This is a genomic window from Zwartia lucis (assembly GCF_965234455.1).
Taxonomy (GTDB): domain Bacteria; phylum Pseudomonadota; class Gammaproteobacteria; order Burkholderiales; family Burkholderiaceae_B; genus Zwartia; species Zwartia lucis.
Genome location: NZ_OZ248473.1, coordinates 349,512 through 371,185 on the forward strand (window position 1 = coordinate 349,512; position 21,674 = coordinate 371,185).

Sequence of the window (21,674 nt, forward strand, 5' to 3'; positions counted from 1 at the left end):
AACCTTTTATGCTAAAATGAACCCTTACTAAGGAGTTCAAGATGTCTATCAATGTCAAATTGTCTGATGACTTGGTCGAAACCGCCAAGCGCTATGGCGCTATTGAGCACCGTTCGGTGCCCAAGCAGATCGAATACTGGTCACAAATCGGCAAAATCGCTGCAGAAAACCCTGATTTGCCGTTTAGTGTTATCCGCGATATCTTGATCGCTGACCAGGAAGAGCCTGTGGGTGAGTACCAGTTCAACTGATGCAAATCCTTATCACTCCCACTTTCGAGCGCGCCGTCAAGAAACTACACAAGCAACAAAAGATCGTGCTAGACGAGGCTGTCAGAACCATCGTCAGCCAACCTGAAGCCGGAGAAGCCAAAGTTGGCGATCTGGCCGGTGTGCAGGTTTACAAATTTCGAATGGGTCACCTGCTTTGCTTGATCGCCTACCGAGTGTTAGACGAGAGCACACTCAAATTGTTGATGGTGGGGCCGCATGAAAATTTTTACCGTGATCTCAAACGCACAGACCACTAATTAGGTGCAGTAGTTTCGATTTGATCTGACGGTTAGGCCTTGGTTGAGCTGATCGCTCACGGCTAGCCTTCCCTCAAGACCCCTTGCGTCATTGCCTCCTCATCGGTTGTGACCAGCGCCGCGTCCGCGACGCCATCGCACAACATGCTGACTGCTACTGACCAGCGTTTTGATCCACTACTGCCGAAGGGGCATTTCTCTCGTGTTGACAGCGCACCGCCGACTGTAGCAGCACCACAAGCGCTATAAATTAGAGTTCTTGCGCGTGCTTAAGTAAAACTTTGTGAGACGCACAAGGATTCAGTTTCCATGACCGCATCATCTTTGTCGTCTCGCCATGAGGCCGTACTTGCACTGGAACTTGCCGCAAGTTCATTCGTGCAGCCAGGCACCCTCGAACAAAGCTCTCAGATTCCCCGGCCGTCCCTTAACCGGATATTGAAAGACCTCCTCAACGCTGGATTGATTGCGGAACAAGGTGTGTCGCGTATTGACAACAGCTACACGCTCGGCTATTCTTCGTGTATCTATTGTGTATTCACTCAAAGGAGAAAACCATGCGCGACGCCGCGATTAATCTACGGGCACTGCCCGCGCAGCGAGACTTGATTGATCACGCTGCAACTTTGCTGGGCAAGAACCGTTCAGACTTCATGCTCGAGGCCGCCTGCGACAAAGCGCAGGCGGTAGTACTTGACCAAGTGTTCTTCAGCCTAAATGCCGAAAAGTTCCAGCAGTTCACAGCAATGCTCGACGCCCCGCCCAGCCACAATCCAGGGCTTGAGCGCCTCATGTCCGTGGCAGCTCCGTGGGTCACAGTCAAGGCATGAGCTTCAAACTCAACGCACCTCAGCCGCTCGCGGCCATCCACATTTTGGACGAATTTGAGTGCGGCGAGGCCGTTCTCGACGAGTGGCTCAAGCGCCGCGCAATGACCAACCAAATGAGCGGTGCCAGCCGCACGTTTGTCGTGACAGACCAAGATAGCCTTGTTTACGGCTACTACGCCATGGCCGCAGGCGCTGCCTCGCACCAGATGGCAACCAGCTCGGTGCGAAGGAATATGCCTGATCCAGTTCCGGTGATGGTGCTGGCTCGACTGGCGGTTGATCATCGAGCACAGGGTAGAAAGCTTGGCGCATCCCTCCTGCAAGACGCCGTTAATCGGGCAGTGGTGGTGTCTCAGAACGCCGGTGTCCGAGCATTGCTGGTACATGCGCTTCACGACCAAGCCAAGGCGTTCTACGAGCGCTATGGTTTTCAGTCGTCGCCGTTGCATCCGATGACACTGATGCTGCGATTGAATACCAGCAAGCCATAAGCGAGCACAGCCAAGCCATGCTTGTGAACTATATCCAGCAGTTTGAGGGCCATACCACTGGGCTTTTTAGTCCCTGCCTCCCACTTTTGAACCATTGATTCGCTCGTATTCAGATACATGGCGAAAATCGGCTGGCTGACCCTTGTCAATGGCGCTCACACTGTGCAAGGCCGGGGCAGATTCATAGATAGCCTCGAAGGCATCGGTATTAAACTTGAAACCGCCCTTTTTTTTCATCGACATGACAAATCTCCACAAGAAGTTTTCCCTCAATCAACTTCGTCAATTGAAACCTCGTCAACCCTTCATACCAACCGCCTACCCGGCCATCATTAATCCAATCCCAACTCTCGGGCATTGTCTGGTCACTTTACAGCAAGAACTGTGAATCTTTTTTTGAGCGCTGGTTGACGCCGTTTGGGTAAGCTTGAACTGTATTTAAGCTTTTGTGGTCAGCTTTTATGAACCGTGTTTGTTCATAGTCAACTCGGTGCCTAAACGCGGTCGTCAGCAAGCTTTCCATCGCGCGTGACAATGAGGTCCCCCACGCTCACAGAACATGCCGTCCACATCCTGCCATATCGAGGGATTGGTGACTGCAGTCCAGAATGTCGAAAAAGCATTCAGCTTCAAGCTCATAGGCCTTTGATTGACTTTGCACTCCAGAGATTTAGGACTTGAAAAGTGTCAGAAATCATGTCATACTTCTACCAGTCAGGAGATATTGCCATGCAGACCCTCGCCAAACAAGTCTTGGAGCACGCCGCCGGAGCGCCGGAGGGCACGCCTTTGGTCGCCAAAGAGCTGCTGCATTTAGGCAATCGTGCAGCCGTGGATCAAGTGCTGTCCCGCCTGGTGCAGCGTGGCACCCTATTGCGTGCCGGCCGCGGCATCTATGTATTGCCCATCGAAAGCCGCTTCGGCACCCGCGCGCCGTCGGCCGTCAAGATGGTCGAAGGCTTGGCAAACCAACGTGGCGAAACCATCGTGTCACACGGCGCCGCAGCCGCCAACGCGCTGGGTCTGACCACGCAGGTCCCAATGCGAGCGGTCTATCTCACGTCCGGCCCTAGCCGCCGCTTAAAATTGGGCGCTCAGATGGTCGAGTTCCGACACGCGCCAATTTGGCAACTGATTTTTCCTGGGCGGGCTGCGGGCGAGGTAGTGCGGGCACTGGCTTGGCTTGGCCCGGAAAAAGCCGGGGAAGCGATCCAGAAGTTGCGCGCCAAACTGCCACCGTCCGAACTGAAAGAAGTCGCTTCGGCGCGGTCGCGCCTGCCGACGTGGATGGCCCAAGAGGTCAGCGCCCTGGTGGCCTATGATTGAATTCTTCCAACTCCCCACCGCCGAACGCCTGCACGACGTGACGAGACTGGATGCTGCCGGCTTCGCCGCCGCAGCCATCGTGGACAAAGCTCTTGCACGCGCCGTTGCCGACCATAAGAGTGTGTTTTTTGCAGAAAAGAACACGTACGGCGACGCCATCGATTATCACGCAGCGGTCGCAGGTGGGCTCCAGCTTGTACCGAATGACGGCGCGTTGGCCAAATTGGCTACCGACTATCAACACATGGTCGATGACGGCTTATTCCTCGATGACGCCGAGCCATTCGAAGCTTTGATGGAGCGATGCCAAGCGATCCAGCAGAGGGCCAATGCTAAACAACCACCATAGAATAATGATTAGATTAGAGTTCTCGCTCGTACTTAAGTAAAACTTTGCGAGACGCATAAGGATTCAGTTTCAATGACGGCAACAACTCATCGACTTGTCGTGGTCATCATCGCGTCTAGAGGGTAATGGCAAAAGCCTAATCGACACCAAGGCGTTGTTTGATCTGGCTGAGCATGCAGGCCCTATCGATGAAGACACGGTCATGCTGCTAAACCACAAGAGCGCGATCGAATTCATGGTCGACGCCGTACCTACCGACGGCATCACGACCCCTGTGGTCATCGACGTTCAGGCCCTACTGATGCGAGACCTTCTAAGGGACTCCAGAGACATTGGAAGCATCCGCCGGCGCGTGGTAAACATTGATGGCTCTGTCTACAGCCCGAGTAACGTCCCCATGCTTCTTGAGCAAACACAGACAGTTGGCACAAACGTTCGAAGCCACTGATCAGACGTCTTCAATTTTCATAACTACCCCTAATTACAATACCCAATTTTCAAGCGCTAAATTTGGAACCCTTTTAAACTCTCGCAAATTGTTGGTTACTAATATGAGACCCTGGCTAATGGCATGAGCTGCAATATGAATATCATTCACACCAATGATTTCACCCTTCTTCTCTAGGGCTGCTTTGATTTGACCATAGTGTTGTGATGCCTTGGCTTCATAGGGGAGCACGTCGAGATGGCTAACAAACTCTTCAATTGCCTCTAAATTTTTATCGGGGTTTAGACTTTTTTCTGCGCCATAAATCAACTCAGATAAGGTAATGCTAGAAATCGCCATGCGACTGGCGTTCGTATTAAAAATTTCCAGCACTTCCTTAGGTCTGCGCTTTAGAACATAATTGACAATGTTAGTGTCAAGTAAATACTTGAGCATTACTAGCTTTCCCTCTCAACGGGTTTTTGTACTCCGCGGTCATTCATGAAGTCATCAGATACTAAGGGGCCATTTAAGAAAAAGTTATCCCATGTATTTTCAATCGGTGTAATGATCCGATCCCGACCTCGAATACGTACGATGACCTTTTTCACTTCATCAGGCAAACGGGCTTCAGCAGGCATTCTGACAGCTTGGCTTCGATTGTTGGTAAACACCGTGGTAATCGCTATTGTCATCACCTACTCCCATGTATATAGCATTGGTATATAGCATTTCGGTGAATACACAGTTGGACATCGTTATTGGTGGTACAGAGGCGACCCGTTTCAAACCAACCCTCATAGCTCCTGGATGATGCCGGGGTATCAGTGAGGAAAGATTCAGGTTAAGCGAGCACTGCCAAGCCATGCTTGTGAACGATATCCAGCAGTTTGAGGGCCATACCACTGGGCTTTTTAGTCCCTGCCTCCCACTTTTGAACCGTTGATTCGCTCGTATTCAGATACATGGCAAAAATCGGCTGGCTGACCTTGGCCTCTTCGCGGATTCTCTTGATTTGCTTCGCCTCGTAAATAGGCGTCTTGACGAGACAGGTCTCATCGAATTCACGCATGGTTGCCTTGTCAATGGCGCCCACACTGTGCAAGGCCAGGGCAGATTCATAGATAGCCTCGAAGGCATCGGTTTTAAACTTTTTTTTCATCGTCATGACAAATCTCCACAAGAAGTTTTCCCTCAATCAACTTCGTCAACTGAAACCTCGTCAACCCTTCATACCCCTTTGCAAGCGTTCTGAACATCACCAACTCGGCATCATCGATATTGTCTCGATCCTTCTTTGCAAACAGATATTCATAAATCCAATACTGACCACCCTTGGCGAGGATGATTGAGCGATGCTGGTTCTTGTTGAGCTTCTTCTTATAGACTCCGCCGCCCAAGTCAACCGCCTGCCCAGCCATGACTTCCTGAATAGCTTCGCACAATTCGGCATCCGAAATTTGTGCGTTTTTGGCGTTTTTACTGAACTTCTTTGTCTTGAACGCTCTCGACTTGGCTTTAGTAGGCATGAAGAAGTCTAGCACCCAGTGCTATCCACGTCAATCATCGAGCGTATTTCACCAACACCCACTTCTCGGCCATTAATAATTGCAGATAACACGTTCAGTGTGTCACCACGTCTTCGTCTTGCAGACTGCCGCGCCATTGGCCAAGGGACCCCTCGACCACGATCTTTTGCTGACTTCTGTCATTTAGTGCGTAAAAAATGGTTCCAGCAGATCAATCAATAACGGGTTCGCCAATTCTCGCGCATTCATTTGCATGACATGAGTCTTGCCGGTGCGCTCATCGAGGAGATGAGCCTCGTGAACTTTCCACAGCTGTTTGCGAACCTGCTCAACATGTGCCAGAGATCATGGTAATAGTCCACAACGTCTTGATCAGAGAGTTCGCTTTGCGCGATATTGGTGACGTACCTGTTCAGACCCTTTTCGGCAATGAGATCTGTTACGAGCAGTTTTTGACGCTCGCTAATTTTTTTCATAGATCAACACTCTATTGCCTAAACTAATCCCCTAGAAGGCAGATCTGCTTAGATCTGCTTAGATCCGCGCGGATGGTTTTGGGCATAGGGATTCAAGGCGAAATTGCTGTTGATTGGAATCAACATGATAACCCATCGCTCGGTAACCCCGTTGTCGCTTTTCCCACATCCTGTAGAGTTGCGGATGGTCCAATTCAACGTAGTCGTAAATCAAGATGTCGCTCTTGTTTGCGTGGTCACGATGTAGACGGCCGGTGTATTGCTGCAGCGTCCCTGTCCATGAGATCGGCAGCGTCAGGATAAGAGTGTCCAACGGCGCATGATCGAAACCCTCGCCGACCAATTGGGCGCTGGCTAACAGTATGTGCGGGGTGTCCTCCGGCAACTCCTCCAAGGCCTTGATGATCGCCTGGCGTTCCTTTACCTTCATGCGGCCGTGCAGCATGAAGCAAGGGTACTCGGCATTTGCCAATTGCGTGTGCAACAGGTCAAGGTGTTCTGTCCTTTTGGTAAGCAATAGCACCTTCCGCCCGTTCTTCAAGGAATTGGTCGCGTCGGAGACGATACGTGCGTTTCGATCATCGTCCTCAGCCAGCAGCCGGATGACCTCTTGAATGCTGGCGTGTGGCGGAATGGGCGGGGTCGGAAGATGGCGAATCCGGACCGTCAGCTGATCCGGGACGTGTGCCGGGCGCTTGGCGATATGCCTGACGGGACCCGACTGCATAAAGATGATCGGGTGGTGCCCGTTGCTGCGAACGGGAGTAGCGCTGAGCCCGAGGACGAAGCGTGCAGTAGCTTGCTTCAAGACCGCTTCGAATGTTTCTGCGGTTAAATGATGTGCCTCGTCAATGATCACCTGCCCGTATTGGCTGAACAATTCAGGAAGATCGTCGCGACGCGCCAGGCTTTGAATGATTGCAATATCGAGCATGCCGGTGGGTTTCTTTTTCCCGGCACCGATCAGGCCAATTTTTTGCTCGTCCAGTTCGACGAAACTGCCAAGCCGCTCCTGCCATTGCCGCATCAGGTCGGCGCGGTGGACAATCACCAAGGTACTGACCTTTCTTTTAGCGATAACGGCCGCTGCGGTGACCGTCTTTCCAAATGCGGTGGGTGCAATGAGCATGCCGAAATCATGTTTTGTGACAGCTTCGAGTGCTTCCTGCTGATCCGGGCGCAGCACGCCGTTTAACGTCGCGTTCATTCGTTGCCCCATCGAACGCGCGTCGTCTAAACGGAGCTCAATTTGATTTACGGCAAGCAATGCCTCGACATCGGTCAGGCAACCTCGCGGCAACGACAGAAATTTTTCGTGGTTTTCTGCGCGGCTGATGATCCGGGGGGTATTCCATGTGGACCTGAGCGTGGCCTGAAGTTTGTAGAAGTCCGGATTTTGGAACGCCGCAATCCGTATTAGCCGGTTCATCAAGGGTTGCGGTAAGCCGGCCTTCTCGATGAACAATTGGGAGGCGATTGTCGCCTTAACCGCTTTCGGCATGATACCGTTGAGTTTGACATCAGGCTTGGCCGGTCGTACCCATGGGGCGTCAGCATTCTCTTCCGGCACCTCGGCATAAGCGATGTCGAGCGGATGGCGGTCTCCAACCAGTTTGGTCAGCGCAGTTTCGATACGGCTTTGCGGAAGTGGCTTGATGTTTTCCAGGAACGCCCACTGGTCGGGGAGCTGCTGCAAGTTCGCGTCGACAAAGACGCTGCGTCCAAGTTCACGGGGCTCCTTTTGTAACGGCAAGGCGATCAGGTTGCCAAACCCGCCTTTCGGCATGCTGTCCTGATTCGGGAACAGGCGGTCGTACGATTTAAGGGCCAACTGCCTAGTGCGGGCGCAGGTCGCGCTGATCAGCGCCGCCCCTAGCCGCCGCACATCCCTTGCCAGCGTCGCGTTCGCAAAAAATAGCCAAAGATGTGCACCCGAGCCGGAGCGCGAGATTTCCAATGCTGCGGGGAGATCATTGTCGAGACAGGTTTGCAGTACTGCACGGGCGTCTTCGCGCCAATCCGTTTCATCAAAATCGATGGCGAGAAAATAGCATCGGTTGTCGATCAGAAGTGGATACACGCCGGCGGTGATCTCGCCCCTGAGATGCTGGCGAATGATGCTGTCGGTAACGGGCGCATAAAGGCTATGACTGCACTCGCTACATTTTATGGTCGGCAATTTGCAAATGCCCGGTCGCCATTTGTTGGCGCAGAGGGGCGAATACCCATGCTTTCCCGTCGTCTTGCTTATCCAGCGAACTGGATAGATATCCTCCCTCCCGCGAAAGAGTCGTCGGAAGAGTTTGACCTTCGCATTGGGTGACAACTCATTGGCATTGGGTTGCAGCGCGGAATCGCCAACGGAGCTAATGTCGGAATTTGATGGTTGCGGCACCGCGATACCGTGTTGTGCAAGCAAGGCCTTCAGCAAGCTATTCTCAGCACGTAACTGGATGAGTTCAGCTTCGGTCTTTGACATACACGGCTCGTTTTAAGATGATGGAAACAAACTAACCGCAGGCCGAAGATGGATAGTTTTCACTTTTTTGAACGTAGACAGGAATCAAGTCCTCGGGCGGGATGCGGGTCAGCGTGCTATTGCGCGTCATAATCAAGCCCAGGATAACTCAGACATCCTAAGCCTGAGAAGCTCGGCCTGCTGGATAAATTTCTTTTCATCGGTCTTTTGCAAACGCATTAGGTTGTGCAGCTTCCAGCGGATGCCTGGAAGGAGTTCAAGATGCTCAATCCCCAGCAGCGACCAATCTGGCGTACCTACAACAAGAGAGAGTAAGAAACTTCGCTCATGATGATCCAAACCCTTGCGGAGTTGGTTTATCAAGCTATCTCGCGCATTGAGTAGCGCTTCGAGTGGAACCGGTTCCGCCGTCATCCCTTGAAAACTGTGCTCGTAGTCGTGCCGAATGTCTCGCAGCGACGTGAATAAGACTTCATGGATCGGTCGATTGCAGCAGGCCAAATAGACCACGAACGCGCGACGGATGCAGGGTGTAATACCCTCATGCGCCAAGAGCTGCATCACATCGAAAAGGTCGCGTGGGTGCTGACGATCTAAGGCAGCCACCAGTTTGCCGGCATACACGTCCTCCAGCGATACAACCGGGATTTCGAGATCGGCCATCAATACCTCTCGGGCGACCGTCGTGAGCGAGGCGCGATGCACCGGCCGCACAGTCCCGCGCATGACGAAGTTAACTTCAATCTTTACCTGAGTCGACCCACGCCGCACCAACAACTTGGTCTCCCCTGCCGCCGCCACAGGCGTATACGTCTGGAAGCCTCGCTTTTTCAAGCGCTCGGCTGCCTGCCGGATAGACTCGTTGATGCGCAGCAGCGCTTCGTCTCGCGACAGCGTGTGATCGGGAAAGACCAAATCAAGATCCACCGATAAACGCGGCATGTCACGCACGAACAGATTGATCGCAGTGCCACCCTTGAGTGCAAAGGTGCCATCCATGAACACCAACGGCGCGATCTGCGTCAGCAGGCGCGCGGTTTCAAGATAAATCGGATTCATCACTTGAGCACCAAAAGGCCATCGGCTGAGCGAAACACCCAAGGGCGATCACTGCCCGTTGGCAGCGTAGCCGGGTCGAGCTTGACCGCCCAGGGCAGCGACGCCTCGCGGCCGAGTTGCAGACACAGCCGCACGGTCTTGACGCTCTTGCAGTGCTGTAATAATTCGCGCAGCACGTCTGCTCGCAAACTGTAGGCTCCCTCTACGAGTTCGCGTGCTTCCTGTAAAGGCTGGCGCACGCCGACATCGCTCAACAGTTCCAGCAGTGCGCGCTCCGGCGTCGAGACCTGCGCAGCACCACCACGATTTTCGAAGGGACCAACATGTAGCATGGCGCCCGGCTGTTCATCGAATAGGCGCTTGCGGTGGTACTCGGCCGGGAATCGCTCGGTAAACCACCCTGGCAGACGGCCAGCCGTCCAGCCGCAAAGATGCAGCACAGGTCGCTGGGACACGTACTGACGCAGGCCGTACCAGTCGAGCGCAGACTTGCCACCCACATGTAGGCCATCAAACCTACGCTGCAACAGCAGCAGGCTAGGATGCAGAGCCAAGGTGTCATTTGGGCGGTAGTACACGCCGCGAGCCAGGCGCGTGAGCCAACCCGCACGGACGTAGTGAACGGCCAAGTCTGCAGAGATACCCAACGCCGTTAGGTCCTTTGAAGTTAGCGGCGTTCCCGACGCCAACTGGGTATAGAGCGTATTTATTTTGCTTGCGCTAATCGTATTCATACTACGATTTTAACAACTTTTCCAAATCAAGTAAATTTAAAATAATACGACTAATCGTAGCCTAGCTACGACAAAACAAATTTATATAAACGATCGCCTTCAACATCCAGCGTTGTTTAACGACTCTGCTTTGGGTTTTCCGAGTAACCTCAATGCCAACTGCGTATTTCACGGAACGAGACCGCTGATTGCTGAAACCCGACTGAAGGAGGTTAAACATGCTGACGCATGATGAATTGATCAAAAAAATGATGAAGGATCCAGCCGTACGAACCGAGTACGATCGTATCGAACGCGAAGAAATGCCCATGCTGGACACTATGGCATATGAGCTTAACGTAACTTACGATTTTGAATAGCTACAGTTTTGTGTAGCTTTATGTGTAAGTGTAAACTCTGTGCCTAACAAAAACAAGCACTTACAAGAAGTGTGAAACTTTTGTGTAAGTAAGAAATCGTTATAAATCAATGACTTATGTTACAAAAACTACTCCCACTCAATCGTAGCAGGCGGTTTACTCGACACATCATAAACAACGCGATTAATCCCCCGCACTTCATTAATAATGCGCGAGGAAACTTTAGCCAGCAAAGGATAAGGCAAAGGCGCCCAATCGGCCGTCATGAAATCCGAAGTCTGTACCGCGCGCAACGCCACGACATAATCATATGTCCGGCCATCGCCCATCACGCCTACCGATTTGACCGGCAAGAACACTGCAAATGCTTGTGAGGTCAGGTCGTACCAAGACTGCTTGGTCTCTGGGTCGATGGTGTTGCGCAGTTCTTCGATAAAGATTGCGTCCGCGCGGCGCAGGAGATTCGCAAACTCTGTATTGACCGCCCCCAGGATGCGCACGCCCAAGCCTGGACCAGGAAACGGGTGACGATAGACCATGCCATGTGGCAGACCAAGGGCTACGCCTAGCTTGCGCACCTCGTCTTTGAACAACTCGCGCAAAGGCTCAAGCAATTTGAGATTCAAGGTATCCGGCAAACCACCGACGTTGTGATGAGACTTAATCGCGACCGCTTTGCCTGTTTTGGCACCCGCGGACTCGATCACGTCAGGATATATCGTGCCTTGCGCGAGCCATTTGGCTTTTTTGAGCTTGCCTGCCTCAGCCTGAAAAACCTCGACAAACTCGCGACCAATAATTTTACGTTTTGCTTCGGGATCTGAGACGCCCGCGAGCTTGCCCATGAACTGTTCGGTCGCGTCCACGTGAATAATACGCACGCCCATGTTTTGAGCGAAGGTCTCCATGACCTGCTTGCCCTCATCGAGGCGCAACAAACCGTGGTCGACAAACACACAGGTCAGACGGTCCCCAATCGCTTTGTGAATCAGCGCAGCCGCAACGGAAGAATCCACGCCACCTGACAACCCTAGGATCACCTCATCCTCACCCACCTGCTCTCTAATGCGTGCGACAGCCTCATCCACATAGCTGGGCATGGTCCAGTCACCGACACAACCGCAGATATCGTGGACGAAACGATTGAGCAGATCCTGACCCTTAACCGTGTGGGTCACCTCAGGGTGGAACTGCACCGCGTAAAAACCGCGTGCCTCGTCCGCCATCCCCGCAATCGGACAAGAGGCTGTGGAGGCCATGACTTTAAAGCCCTCAGGCAAGCGCGTCACCTGATCGCCGTGACTCATCCAGACCTTGAGCATGCCGTGGCCTTCGGCTGTGGTGAAATCCTCGATCCCGTTGAGCAAACGCGTATGACCGCGGGCACGCACCTCGGCATAACCAAACTCGCGGTGATCAGAAAAGTTGACCTCGCCACCTAACTGCTGCGCCATTGCCTGCATGCCATAGCAAATGCCGAGGACTGGCACACCCGACTCAAACACGGCATGCGGGACCTTGAGTGAGTCATCGTCGTACACCGACGCATGACTGCCGGACAGAATGATGCCCTTAAGCCCTTGTGCAAGCTGGTTTTGCAAAAAAGCGGCATCCACATCACCGGGGTGCAATTCGCAATAGACCCCTGCCTCTCGCACACGACGTGCGATCAGTTGGGTGACTTGTGAACCGTAATCAAGGATGAGAATGCGCTGATGCATGAGGGGTAAACCTATTATTCTTTGAGAGGAACTATTCGGCGCGGTAGTTGGGCGCTTCTTTGGTGATTTGCACGTCGTGTACGTGAGACTCGCGCATACCGGCAGCGGTGATCTGAACGAACTGAGGCTTGGTGCGCATCTCTTCGATCGAGGCGCAACCGCAGTAGCCCATCGACGCACGCACGCCACCCACCAGTTGGAAAATAATCGCCAAGACACTGCCCTTGTACGGGACACGTCCCTCGATCCCTTCGGGTACGAGTTTGTCTGCGTTGTTAGCAGGATCCTGGAAGTAGCGGTCGGCAGAGCCGTCCGTCATCGCACCCAAGCTCCCCATGCCGCGATAGGACTTGTAGGAGCGGCCTTGAAATAACACGACCTCACCAGGAGCCTCTTCGGTGCCAGCAAACATCCCACCCATCATGACGGAGGACGCACCGGCCGCGATGGCCTTGGCCACATCGCCTGAGAAACGGACGCCACCATCGGCGATCAACGGTACACCTGTGCCCTCGAGGGCTTTGGAGACATCTGAAATCGCTGTGATCTGCGGTACGCCGACACCCGCCACGACTCGCGTGGTACAGATCGAACCTGGGCCAATACCCACCTTGACCGCATCCGCACCTGCGTTGAGCAAGGCGCGTGCGGCATCCGCTGTCGCAATATTGCCGCCGATGACTTCGATTTTTGGATAGTTGGTTTTAACCCAGCGCACACGCTCGATCACGCCAGCGGAGTGACCGTGGGCGGTATCCACCACAATCACATCGACGCCTGCGGCCACGAGTTTTTCAACACGCTCTTCGGTGCCATCACCGACACCCACAGCGGCACCCACGCGCAACTGGCCGTGACTGTCTTTGCATGCGGCAGGATGCTCGGTGTTTTTAACGATGTCTTTGACTGTGGCCAAGCCACGCAACTCAAAGGCATCGTTGACGATCAGCACACGCTCAAGACGATGCTTGTGCATTAATGTTTGAGCCTCAGAGAGGGTCGTGCCCTCTTTCATCGTGATCAACCGGTCCTGTGGCGTCATGACCGTCGCAATCAGCGCGTCGAGCCGATCCTCAAAACGCAAATCGCGATTGGTGACAATGCCAACAAGCTTGCCACCCTGCACGACTGGCAAACCGGAAATACCGTGCTGACGCTGCAGGGCGATCGCATCGCGCACTTTCATGTCAGGCCTCAGCGTAATTGGGTCACTCACAATACCGAACTCATGACGCTTGACAAGCGCCACCTCATGGGCCTGCTGATCAGCAGTCAGATTTTTGTGAATGATTCCGATACCACCCTCTTGGGCCATCGCGATCGCGAGTCGGTACTCGGTCACGGTGTCCATCGCTGCAGAGACAAGCGGAATATTGAGGGAAATATTGCGTGTGAGACGAGTGACCAGCGAGGTGTCGCGTGGCAGGACCTGTGAAAAGGCAGGTACCAGCAAAACATCGTCGAAGGTGAGAGCAGTTTGGATAAGACGCATGAAAAGCTCCGGACGCAAAGCGTGATTATACGATGGGGAAACCCCTAGTTTTGGGGTCAAACTGGTGCTAAAAGAGGGAATCCTTAATTTTTTAATTTGGAAGCGAACTCAATATGAACACCCGCGACACCCTTGCACGCTGGATTGATGAGGAAAAGGTCCTGTTGGACGACATGAAAAACGGTCGCTCCTCGGGTTTTTTATCCCCAAAACAGATTTCGAGCATGACAGGACTCGAGATCATGCAAGCGGTCAGACGCGGTGCCTTGCCCTGCGGTCCGATGGCCGTCACGATGAACTATATGCTAATGGAAATTGAGTCAGGTCAAGCCGTTTTACAAGGTCACCCCACCGAAGCCGTGTTGAACGTTCAGGGCTCTGTCCATGGCGGCTGGTTTTCAAGCATTTTGGATGGGGCTCTCGGCAACGCGATTCATTCAATGTTGCCGGCAGGAAAGGGCTACACCACGCTGGATTTGAGTGTCAAAATGACACGCGCCATCAGCCCGAGTGTGGGCAGAGTGCGGGCGATTGGGACTGTGATCCAAGTAGGCCGCAAAGTCGCCACGGCCGAGGGGAAAATCCTCGGTCCCGATGGCAAGTTGCACGCCTTTGCCACAACAACCTGCATGATTTTGGATATCAACGCAGACTAGTACAAGGCTTAGCCCAGAGAGGCACGCGCATTTTGGAAAAAACGCATCCAAGGTGTGTAAGCCCCTTTGGTATCCTGGGGCCCCCATGACTCAGGCGCCCAAGACATCATGACATTACGGGTCACACGCTCGGGGTGCGGCATCATCACCGTAAAACGTCCATCCGCAGTCGTCACAGCCGTCAAACCACCGGGACTTCCGTTTGGATTGAGAGGATAGTTTTCAGTTGCCTGGCCGCGATGGTCCACATATCTGAGCGCACTCAACACCTTGGTGGCGTCGCCTTGGCGAGCAAAATTAGCAAAACCCTCGCCATGGGCCACAGCAACGGGAATGTGTGCGCCTGTCATACCCTTGAAAAAGAGCGAAGGTGATTCAAGCACCTCAACCATCGAGAAACGCGCCTCGTATTTTTCGGAAACGTTACGGGTGAAACGTGGCCAGTCTTGTGCACCAGGAATCATGGGGGCGAGAGCCGCCATCATCTGGCAACCGTTACACACGCCGAGGGCAAACGTATCTGAGCGAGCAAAATACTGGGAAAACTGATCGGAAAGCTGTGTATTGAACAAAATACTCCGTGCCCAGCCCTCGCCTGCGCCCAACACATCCCCATAACTGAACCCACCCACAGCGACCAAGCCCTGAAAGCCTGACAAGTCAGCCGAACCAGATTGCAAATCAGTCATATGGACATCCCAGGCCTCGAACCCGGAACGATCAAACGCCCAGGCCATCTCAACCTGGCTGTTACAGCCCTGCTCGCGCAAGATCGCCACGCGGGGCCGCACACCCTTGTTGATAAAAGGCGCTGCAATGTTTTCCTGAGGATCGAACCCGACAATCGGGGTCATACCTGGATCGGTGGTATCGGACCACGCCTCAAACTCAGCCTGCGCGCAAGCGGGGTTGTCACGCAGGGCAGCAATGCGATAGCTCACATCACTCCAAAGCTTGGCGAGTTCTGCGCGCGGTTTGCTCCAGATTTTCTTGCCATCGCGGTAAATTTCGATTTGGTCTGTTGGATTGAGGGATCCAATAACATGTGAATGCACAGACAGTCCTGCTGCGCGCAAGACTTGCATGACGGCATCACGCTCTGAACTTGGCACTTGAAGCACCCCACCCAACTCTTCATTGAACAAGGCTTTGATAGTGAGCTCTTTACGCTGAACTTCTACCTGCGCTGCACGAATGTTGTAAGCGTCCCAATCTTCGGCATTGGCGTCGATGGTCAACATATCGAGGTTCAAAGAAACACCTGTATGTCCGGCAAACGCCATTTCACAAACGGTCGCCAACAAACCTCCGTCAGAGCGATCGTGATAAGCCAGCAACACGCCAGACTCAGCCAAGGCACGAATTGTGACAAAAAATGTCCTCAAAGCCTCGGCATCATCGGCGTCGGGTGTTTGCTCACCCACTTGGTTACACACTTGTGTCAAGATCGACCCGCCCATGCGTTTTTTTCCGCTCCCCAAGTCAATCAGGATCAGCGAAGTCGGCCCGACATCCGTGCGCAACTGTGGGGTTAAGGTCTGTCGTACATCCTGTACCGGGGCAAACGCCGTCACAATCAAGGACACAGGTGAAATCACCTGGCGTTTTTCGTCCTCATGCGTCCAGCTTGTTTGCATTGACAGGGAATCCTTGCCCACAGGAATCGACAGTCCAACACGCTGACATAACGCGCTGACGGCAGAGACCGTATCAAACAGCGCGGCATCCTGCCCTGGAGCGCCACACGCTGCCATCCAGTTCGCAGATAGTTTGATGTCCTCTATACGGGCGACATCGGCTGCAGCCAGGTTAGTCAAGGCTTCGCCTACCGCCATCCGTCCAGAGGCAGCAGCATCGATCACAGCAATCGGTGTACGTTCACCCATCGCCATGGCTTCGCCGCGCGTACCGTCATGGTCTGAAAGCGTCACCGCACAATCTGCCACAGCGACCTGCCAAGGACCGACAAGTTGATCGCGACTCGACAGACCGCCCACGGTACGGTCACCAATCGTGATGAGAAAGCTTTTATTCGCGACGGTTGGGTGCTGCAAAACGCGCGTAACCGCATCATCCAAAGCAATCAAAGTCAAATCGAGAGGAACTGTTTGTGGTGCAACCCGTTTGACCTCTCGTGTCATGCGCGGAGGTTTACCCAAAATCACATCGATCGGCACATCAACGGGGCGCAAACCGCTCTGAGGCGACAGCGCATCGAGACCCGGCAAGCCTTCGCCTTGAACGACTTTTAACTGACGCGCCTCTGTCGCCACACCAATCACAGCAAACGGACAACGCTCGCGCTCGGCGATCATTTGAAAACGCGGCAAATCCTTGGGCAAGACCGAAAGCACATAGCGCTCTTGGGATTCGTTACTCCACATCTCTGCGGGCGACATGCCGGACTCTTCGAGGTGCACACGATTTAACTCAAAGGTCGCGCCTCGGCCTGCGTCATTGACAAGCTCTGGAAAAGCATTTGATAAACCACCTGCCCCGACATCATGGATCGCCACAATCGGATTGTTTGCACCTTGCTGCCAGCAGCGATCAATCACCTCTTGGCAACGACGCTCGATTTCAGGGTTTCCACGTTGTACGGAATCAAAATCTAAGGCTGCGGTATTGGTGCCAACCGCCATGCTGGAGGCAGCACTCCCACCCATGCCGATCCGCAAACCGGGTCCGCCAAGCTGAATCAGCAGAGAGCCTGGTTCAATGCGGTCTTTTTTAGTACAGCCCTCATCAATACTGCCCAGACCGCCCGCGATCATGATGGGCTTGTGATAGCCCCAGCGTGTTTGACCCGCAGTCTGCTCATAGGAGCGGAAATACCCCAGCAAATTGGGACGACCAAATTCGTTATTAAAGGCCGCTGCACCCAAAGGCCCCTCAATCATGATGGACAAAGGCGACGCAATCCGATCAGGTGCCCCGTGATGGTCAGACTCCCAACTGCGGGGCGCATCCTCGAATCTCAGGTGGGAAACCGTAAAGCCTGCCAGGCCCGCTTTGGGCTTGGAACCTCGTCCCGTCGCGCCTTCGTCACGGATTTCTCCACCCGCTCCCGTCGAGGCGCCTTCAAAAGGTGCGATCGCGGTTGGATGGTTATGGGTCTCGACCTTCATCACCGTATGGACGGTTTTAAGTTCTGTTCCATACACCGCAGCTTGGCCCTCATTGCCAGCCGCAGCTTGAAAGCGTTGAGCCTCGCCGCCCTCCATGATGGCTGCGTTGTCCGAGTAGGCCACCACTGTGCCTAAAGGCTGGGCCGCGTGAGTTTCACGAATCATGCCAAACAGGGTTTTGGACTCCGGCTGTCCATCAATCACCCACTGGGCATTGAAAATCTTGTGCCGACAATGCTCGCTATTGGCCTGCGCAAACATCATGAGCTCGACATCCGTTGGGTCGCGGCCAAGCTCGGTAAATGAATGCGTCAAATAATCAATTTCATCCTCGGACAGCGCCAGACCAAGCTTAGTATTCGCGTCTAGAAGCGCAGCCTTGCCCTGCGCCATCACCGCCACGGTCTGCATCGGCTTGCCGGGCAGTGAGCGAAATAACACCTCAGGGTCGAAATTAGCGTCTACGACTGTTTCAGTCATTCGGTCGTGTAAGCAACTGGCCGCCTGCGCCAACATCTCGGCATCCAGACGTTTACTTTTAAGCCAGCCACGCTCAGGGGTCAAGGTGTACTCGATGCCTCGCTCGATCCGCCGGACTCCGAGCAGACCGCAATTGTGTGCGATATCGGTTGCCTTGCTCGCCCAGGAAGAAATCGTGCCAAGTCGCGGAATGACGCGCAGCACAATCGCACCATCCGCCACTGAAGACCGATCGTGAGGCACTCCATAGTCCAGCAGTTGGGTCAAACGTGCTTTTGTTGTGGCATCCGGGGACACTTCACACCAGACAAAATGCTCATATCGGGCGTTGACCCCAGAAATAGGCAGACCAAGAGCACGCAGCTTTGCAAGCAAGCGTTCTAGGCGAAAACTGGATAAAACTGAGGAGCCGGGGATAAGCAGAATATGAGACACTTTGACGACCAGGAGGCAACGTAGGGGAAAACACGTATTTTAGCGTCCTGAGGCACCTTTAGGGACGATGAACGCTCAGTTCATTGCTATGATTGTTAACAATTAGAAAACCTTTGGAGACAAAAATGTCTATTACACGTCGCAAACTATTGACTGGCATGGGTGCAGGCGCTATTACCTTGGCCTCTCCTCTCAACAGCGCCTGGGCACAATCCAAAGCTGAATTTACCTACAAGTACGCCAACAACCTGCCCTTGACCCATCCGATGAATATTCGGGCCAAAGAAATGGTAGAAGCGGTTTTGAAAGAAACAAATGGTCGCGTTGAAATTCGTATTTTCCCAAGCAGCCAACTCGGCTCTGATACCGATATGCTCAGCCAAGTTCGAAGCGGCGGTGTTGAGTTTTTCACTTTGTCAGGCCTGATCTTGGCCACGCTCGTCCCTGCGTCTTCCATTACGGGCATTGGCTTCGCCTTCGGCAACTACAACGACGTGTGGAAAGCCCTTGATGGTGATTTGGGCGAGCATGTTCGCAAGGAAATCAATAAAGCCAACCTCGTCGTCATGGACAAAATCTGGGACAATGGCTTTAGACAGATTACCTCTTCGACCAAGCCCATCCAAACTGCCGCCGATCTCAAGGGCTTTAAGATTCGTGTGCCTGTGTCTCCGCTGTGGACTTCGATGTTCAAGGCGTTTGATTCAGCACCCGCCTCTATCAACTTCAACGAAGTTTATAGTGCACTCCAAACCAAGATCGTTGATGGTCAAGAAAATCCACTCGCCATCATTGATACTGCAAAACTCAATGAAGTCCAAAAATATTGCTCAATCACAAACCATATGTGGGATGGTTTTTGGTTCTTGGCTAACAAACGTGCCTGGGAGAGATTGCCAGAAAACCTCAGAGCAATCGTTGCAAAAAATATTAATGCGGCCGGCATGAAAGAACGCGAGGACGTTGCAGGCATGAACGCGACTCTGCAAAAAGGATTAACCGCAAAAGGCATGATCTTTAATCAGACAACTCCGGACTCGTTCCGCGATCGTCTGCGCGCCGGCGGCTTTTACACAGAATGGAAGACAAAACTCGGAAACGATGCTTGGTCCATGCTGGAGCGTTATAGCGGCAAGTTGGCCTAATGGTTGTAGCTTAAAGCAAAGTCACGACTCAAGCTTGAGAAATTCGGGCGCCCTTTTTGTGGCGCCCAAATTTTTACTGACACTGAATTAAGACCTTTTGCATTACCCGGAGTTTTAATGACAACCGAAGTCGCGCCCCAACCAGTCCCAGTTATTTCACGACTGATTAAACCGCTCGAGGTGCTCAGCGCAACGTTGCTTGTTACGATCATCGTTCTTCTTTTTGTTGGTGTCGTCGCGCGCTACGTTTTTTCTCTTCCGATCGTTTGGATCGATGAGGTGGTGTCACTTTCATTTCTGTGGCTGGCCATGCTCGGCACTGCCATTGCCATGCATCGCAATGAGCATCTAAGACTCAGTTTGTTTTTGGACATGATGCCCAAAAAAATACAAGGCTTTATCCATGCATTGGCGCTCGTTGCGATCGTCGCATTTCTTTTAGCGCTTATTCAACCCGCCTTCATTTATGCGCAAGAAGAATGGTTTGTGAAGTCACCCGCACTGAACATACCCAATACATACAGAGTCTCCGCACTTGCCTTTGGCATTTTGGCCATGCTTGCCATACTCGTCACCTACGCTGCCCGCACAGCGAGCCTGCGTAACCTTGCTGCAGCCGTGGCTGTTGTAATTGTATTGACGGCCCTCTGCTGGATAAGCTCAAGCGCGCTCATTGAAATAGGTTATTACAACATCGCTATTTTCATGGTTGTATTGGTCTCTCTTTGTCTTGTTGCAGGCGTACCGATTGGCTTTTGTTTCGGCATTGGCGCGCTGAGTTATTTAGCCTTCGCGACCAACGTGCCACTCATGGTGATTATTGGCCGAATGGACGAAGGCATGTCGAGTCTGATTTTGGTATCGGTCCCGATCTTTGTTCTTCTCGGATGCGTCTTGGATGCAACCGGTATGGGCAAAGCCATTGTTGACTTTTTAGCTTCGTTACTTGGACACATTAAAGCAGGCATGTCCTACGTACTTTTAGGTTCATTATTTATTGTTTCTGGTATCTCAGGCTCTAAAGTCTCAGACATGGCGACGATTGCACCCGCTCTATTTCCAGAAATGAAACGTCGCGGGCATAAACCGAAAGAAATGATTGCACTACTCGCAACGGGCGCCGCGATGGCTGACACCGTGCCGCCAAGCATCGTATTAATTGTTCTTGGCTCGGTTGCCGGAGTCTCGATTGCAGGGCTCTTTCAAAGCGGCGTCATCATTGCGATAGTGCTGCTGATCGCTCTGGCTATTTTGGCAAGATGGAAGGCGCGCCATGAAGTCATGGATCAAGTCAAACGTTCAAGCAGTTCTGTTATTGGGCGGGCCCTTTTAATTGCATCGCCAGCACTGGTTCTGCCGTTTTTAATACGCAGTGCCGTTGGTGGTGGCGTTGCAACCGCAACTGAGGTCTCTACTATTGCGGTTCTTTACGCCATGATTATTGGTCAGGTTTTATATGGCGGTTTGGGTTGGAATAAGATTTACAGCATGCTGGTAGAAACCGCGGCACTAAGCGGTGCAATATTGTTGATTCTAGGAACAGCCTCTGCGATGGCCTGGGCGATAACCCAAAGTGGCGTCGTACAAAATCTTTCGCAGTTTCTAACCACGCTGCCAGGCGGTGTCGTCACGTTCATGATTGTCACAATCCTGATCTTTTTAATCTTGGGATGTTTACTTGAAGGACTCCCCGCAATTTTAATCTTGGCACCTATTATGTTTCCGATCGCCAGAAAACTCGGGATACACGATATCCATTATTCAATGGTCGTCGTGACCGCAATGAATATTGGACTGATGATGCCTCCGATTGGCATCGGATTTTTTGTCGCCTGCCGTATTGGCAATACTTCGCCAGATGAAGTCATGGGTGCCATCTGGCCTTATATTATGGCTTTGATTGCAGGTCTTATACTCATCGCCGCAATCCCTTGGTTTTCAACAGTCGCGCTTTAAACGATGTGTGTTGCATTATAAAAAAGTCTGCCAAATGGGGCAGCCTTTTTTTAGAGCGGATACTTATTGACTT

23 protein-coding genes are annotated in these 21,674 nt (G+C 52.8%); 11 read left to right on the forward strand and 12 right to left on the reverse strand.

From position 1 onward, the window contains the following. Window positions 1-41 precede the first annotated feature (41 nt). The 4 genes from AC8GE9_RS08100 to AC8GE9_RS08115 all read left to right on the forward strand — a co-directional run bounded on the left by AC8GE9_RS08100 (window position 42) and on the right by AC8GE9_RS08115 (window position 1,850). Entirely contained in the window at window positions 42-251 is a 210-nt protein-coding gene (locus AC8GE9_RS08100) for a TA system antitoxin ParD family protein (RefSeq protein WP_506676647.1), read from the forward strand. Then, entirely contained in the window at window positions 251-529 is a 279-nt protein-coding gene (locus AC8GE9_RS08105) for a type II toxin-antitoxin system RelE/ParE family toxin (protein WP_506676648.1), read from the forward strand. Before AC8GE9_RS08100 ends, AC8GE9_RS08105 begins: the two co-directional genes overlap by 1 nt. 557 nt (window positions 530-1,086) lie before the next feature. Continuing rightward, complete coding sequence (locus tag AC8GE9_RS08110) at window positions 1,087-1,359, forward strand: type II toxin-antitoxin system TacA family antitoxin (protein ID WP_506676649.1); 273 nt, start codon at window positions 1,087-1,089, stop codon at window positions 1,357-1,359. After that, complete coding sequence (locus tag AC8GE9_RS08115) at window positions 1,356-1,850, forward strand: GNAT family N-acetyltransferase (RefSeq protein WP_506676650.1); 495 nt, start codon at window positions 1,356-1,358, stop codon at window positions 1,848-1,850. Before AC8GE9_RS08110 ends, AC8GE9_RS08115 begins: the two co-directional genes overlap by 4 nt. A 66-nt stretch (window positions 1,851-1,916) precedes the next feature. Here the strand turns inward: AC8GE9_RS08115 and AC8GE9_RS08120 are convergent, their stop codons facing one another. Further along, window positions 1,917-2,093 (reverse strand): hypothetical protein, encoded by a 177-nt coding sequence (locus AC8GE9_RS08120; RefSeq protein WP_506676651.1) that lies wholly within the window; start codon window positions 2,091-2,093, stop codon window positions 1,917-1,919. Window positions 2,094-2,579: 486 nt separating this feature from the next. Between AC8GE9_RS08120 and AC8GE9_RS08125 the strand changes: the two genes are divergently transcribed. The 3 genes from AC8GE9_RS08125 (at window position 2,580) to AC8GE9_RS08135 (ending at window position 3,973) form a co-directional block, all read left to right on the forward strand. Further along, window positions 2,580-3,176 carry a DUF6088 family protein gene (locus AC8GE9_RS08125; protein WP_506676652.1) on the forward strand — a complete coding sequence of 199 codons (597 nt, stop codon included), beginning with the start codon at window positions 2,580-2,582 and terminating at the stop codon, window positions 3,174-3,176. Continuing rightward, window positions 3,169-3,525 (forward strand): hypothetical protein, encoded by a 357-nt coding sequence (locus tag AC8GE9_RS08130; protein ID WP_506676653.1) that lies wholly within the window; start codon window positions 3,169-3,171, stop codon window positions 3,523-3,525. The genes AC8GE9_RS08125 and AC8GE9_RS08130 overlap by 8 nt, the downstream gene beginning before the upstream one ends. 94 nt (window positions 3,526-3,619) lie before the next feature. After that, the gene (locus tag AC8GE9_RS08135; protein WP_506676654.1) at window positions 3,620-3,973 is read left to right on the forward strand and encodes a hypothetical protein; all 354 of its coding nucleotides are present in this window, start codon (window positions 3,620-3,622) and stop codon (window positions 3,971-3,973) included. A 33-nt stretch (window positions 3,974-4,006) separates the two neighbouring features. On the opposite strand, the gene vapC is transcribed toward AC8GE9_RS08135, so the two are convergent. From vapC to AC8GE9_RS08175, 8 genes are all read right to left on the reverse strand, one after another. Next, a complete protein-coding gene (vapC, locus tag AC8GE9_RS08140; RefSeq protein ID WP_506676655.1) occupies window positions 4,007-4,408 on the reverse strand; it encodes a type II toxin-antitoxin system tRNA(fMet)-specific endonuclease VapC in 402 nt (133 codons plus the stop codon). A 2-nt stretch (window positions 4,409-4,410) separates the two neighbouring features. Next, on the reverse strand, window positions 4,411-4,647 hold the full coding sequence (gene vapB / locus AC8GE9_RS08145) for a type II toxin-antitoxin system VapB family antitoxin (RefSeq protein ID WP_506676656.1): 237 nt from the start codon (window positions 4,645-4,647) through the stop codon (window positions 4,411-4,413). Window positions 4,648-4,796: 149 nt separating this feature from the next. Then, window positions 4,797-5,120: a helix-turn-helix domain-containing protein gene (locus AC8GE9_RS08150; RefSeq protein ID WP_506676657.1), complete on the reverse strand. Its 324-nt coding sequence runs from the start codon at window positions 5,118-5,120 to the stop codon at window positions 4,797-4,799. Beyond that, complete coding sequence (locus AC8GE9_RS08155) at window positions 5,098-5,481, reverse strand: type II toxin-antitoxin system RelE/ParE family toxin (protein WP_506676658.1); 384 nt, start codon at window positions 5,479-5,481, stop codon at window positions 5,098-5,100. The genes AC8GE9_RS08150 and AC8GE9_RS08155 overlap by 23 nt, the downstream gene beginning before the upstream one ends. Window positions 5,482-5,726: 245 nt before the next feature. Beyond that, entirely contained in the window at window positions 5,727-5,957 is a 231-nt protein-coding gene (locus AC8GE9_RS08160; protein ID WP_506676659.1) for a hypothetical protein, read from the reverse strand. Between the two features lie 58 nt (window positions 5,958-6,015). After that, window positions 6,016-8,436: a TOTE conflict system archaeo-eukaryotic primase domain-containing protein gene (locus AC8GE9_RS08165; protein ID WP_506676660.1), complete on the reverse strand. Its 2,421-nt coding sequence runs from the start codon at window positions 8,434-8,436 to the stop codon at window positions 6,016-6,018. 132 nt (window positions 8,437-8,568) lie between these two features. Beyond that, window positions 8,569-9,495 (reverse strand): nucleotidyl transferase AbiEii/AbiGii toxin family protein, encoded by a 927-nt coding sequence (locus AC8GE9_RS08170; protein ID WP_506676661.1) that lies wholly within the window; start codon window positions 9,493-9,495, stop codon window positions 8,569-8,571. After that, a complete protein-coding gene (locus AC8GE9_RS08175) occupies window positions 9,495-10,229 on the reverse strand; it encodes a type IV toxin-antitoxin system AbiEi family antitoxin domain-containing protein (protein WP_506676662.1) in 735 nt (244 codons plus the stop codon). Before AC8GE9_RS08175 ends, AC8GE9_RS08170 begins: the two co-directional genes overlap by 1 nt. A gap of 218 nt (window positions 10,230-10,447) precedes the next feature. Here AC8GE9_RS08175 and AC8GE9_RS08180 point away from each other — a divergent pair, with 218 nt between their 5' ends. Beyond that, entirely contained in the window at window positions 10,448-10,588 is a 141-nt protein-coding gene (locus AC8GE9_RS08180) for a hypothetical protein (RefSeq protein ID WP_506676663.1), read from the forward strand. A gap of 128 nt (window positions 10,589-10,716) precedes the next feature. Here the strand turns inward: AC8GE9_RS08180 and guaA are convergent, their stop codons facing one another. Together guaA and guaB are read right to left on the reverse strand one after the other, a co-directional pair. Then, window positions 10,717-12,309: a glutamine-hydrolyzing GMP synthase gene (guaA, locus tag AC8GE9_RS08185; protein ID WP_506676664.1), complete on the reverse strand. Its 1,593-nt coding sequence runs from the start codon at window positions 12,307-12,309 to the stop codon at window positions 10,717-10,719. A 31-nt stretch (window positions 12,310-12,340) separates the two neighbouring features. Continuing rightward, window positions 12,341-13,801 (reverse strand): IMP dehydrogenase, encoded by a 1,461-nt coding sequence (gene guaB / locus AC8GE9_RS08190; protein ID WP_506676665.1) that lies wholly within the window; start codon window positions 13,799-13,801, stop codon window positions 12,341-12,343. Window positions 13,802-13,914: 113 nt separating this feature from the next. On the opposite strand from guaB, the gene AC8GE9_RS08195 reads away from it, so the two are divergent. Next, window positions 13,915-14,457 (forward strand): PaaI family thioesterase, encoded by a 543-nt coding sequence (locus AC8GE9_RS08195; RefSeq protein ID WP_506676666.1) that lies wholly within the window; start codon window positions 13,915-13,917, stop codon window positions 14,455-14,457. An 8-nt stretch (window positions 14,458-14,465) separates the two neighbouring features. Here AC8GE9_RS08195 and purL read toward each other — a convergent pair whose 3' ends face one another. Then, window positions 14,466-18,500, reverse strand: a complete 4,035-nt coding sequence (gene purL, locus AC8GE9_RS08200) for a phosphoribosylformylglycinamidine synthase (protein ID WP_506676667.1) — start codon at window positions 18,498-18,500, stop codon at window positions 14,466-14,468. A gap of 125 nt (window positions 18,501-18,625) precedes the next feature. On the opposite strand from purL, the gene AC8GE9_RS08205 reads away from it, so the two are divergent. Next, the gene (locus AC8GE9_RS08205) at window positions 18,626-19,645 is read left to right on the forward strand and encodes a TRAP transporter substrate-binding protein (protein ID WP_506676669.1); all 1,020 of its coding nucleotides are present in this window, start codon (window positions 18,626-18,628) and stop codon (window positions 19,643-19,645) included. Between the two features lie 117 nt (window positions 19,646-19,762). Beyond that, on the forward strand, window positions 19,763-21,601 hold the full coding sequence (locus AC8GE9_RS08210) for a TRAP transporter large permease (protein ID WP_506676670.1): 1,839 nt from the start codon (window positions 19,763-19,765) through the stop codon (window positions 21,599-21,601). Window positions 21,602-21,674 lie beyond the last annotated feature (73 nt).

Coding starts and splice junctions, on each gene's coding strand:
- guaA (WP_506676664.1), bottom strand. CDS start 12,309: ATGCATCAGCGCATTCTCATCCTTGATTACGGTTCACAAGTCACCCAA.
- AC8GE9_RS08160 (WP_506676659.1), bottom strand. CDS start 5,957: ATGAAAAAAATTAGCGAGCGTCAAAAACTGCTCGTAACAGATCTCATT.
- AC8GE9_RS08165 (WP_506676660.1), bottom strand. CDS start 8,436: ATGTCAAAGACCGAAGCTGAACTCATCCAGTTACGTGCTGAGAATAGC.
- AC8GE9_RS08155 (WP_506676658.1), bottom strand. CDS start 5,481: ATGCCTACTAAAGCCAAGTCGAGAGCGTTCAAGACAAAGAAGTTCAGT.
- AC8GE9_RS08150 (WP_506676657.1), bottom strand. CDS start 5,120: ATGACGATGAAAAAAAAGTTTAAAACCGATGCCTTCGAGGCTATCTAT.
- AC8GE9_RS08110 (WP_506676649.1), top strand. CDS start 1,087: ATGCGCGACGCCGCGATTAATCTACGGGCACTGCCCGCGCAGCGAGAC.
- guaB (WP_506676665.1), bottom strand. CDS start 13,801: ATGCGTCTTATCCAAACTGCTCTCACCTTCGACGATGTTTTGCTGGTA.
- AC8GE9_RS08105 (WP_506676648.1), top strand. CDS start 251: ATGCAAATCCTTATCACTCCCACTTTCGAGCGCGCCGTCAAGAAACTA.
- AC8GE9_RS08170 (WP_506676661.1), bottom strand. CDS start 9,495: ATGAATCCGATTTATCTTGAAACCGCGCGCCTGCTGACGCAGATCGCG.
- AC8GE9_RS08130 (WP_506676653.1), top strand. CDS start 3,169: ATGATTGAATTCTTCCAACTCCCCACCGCCGAACGCCTGCACGACGTG.
- vapB (WP_506676656.1), bottom strand. CDS start 4,647: ATGACAATAGCGATTACCACGGTGTTTACCAACAATCGAAGCCAAGCT.
- AC8GE9_RS08120 (WP_506676651.1), bottom strand. CDS start 2,093: ATGTCGATGAAAAAAAAGGGCGGTTTCAAGTTTAATACCGATGCCTTC.
- AC8GE9_RS08205 (WP_506676669.1), top strand. CDS start 18,626: ATGTCTATTACACGTCGCAAACTATTGACTGGCATGGGTGCAGGCGCT.
- AC8GE9_RS08195 (WP_506676666.1), top strand. CDS start 13,915: ATGAACACCCGCGACACCCTTGCACGCTGGATTGATGAGGAAAAGGTC.
- AC8GE9_RS08210 (WP_506676670.1), top strand. CDS start 19,763: ATGACAACCGAAGTCGCGCCCCAACCAGTCCCAGTTATTTCACGACTG.
- vapC (WP_506676655.1), bottom strand. CDS start 4,408: ATGCTCAAGTATTTACTTGACACTAACATTGTCAATTATGTTCTAAAG.
- AC8GE9_RS08115 (WP_506676650.1), top strand. CDS start 1,356: ATGAGCTTCAAACTCAACGCACCTCAGCCGCTCGCGGCCATCCACATT.
- AC8GE9_RS08125 (WP_506676652.1), top strand. CDS start 2,580: ATGCAGACCCTCGCCAAACAAGTCTTGGAGCACGCCGCCGGAGCGCCG.
- AC8GE9_RS08180 (WP_506676663.1), top strand. CDS start 10,448: ATGCTGACGCATGATGAATTGATCAAAAAAATGATGAAGGATCCAGCC.
- AC8GE9_RS08100 (WP_506676647.1), top strand. CDS start 42: ATGTCTATCAATGTCAAATTGTCTGATGACTTGGTCGAAACCGCCAAG.
- AC8GE9_RS08175 (WP_506676662.1), bottom strand. CDS start 10,229: ATGAATACGATTAGCGCAAGCAAAATAAATACGCTCTATACCCAGTTG.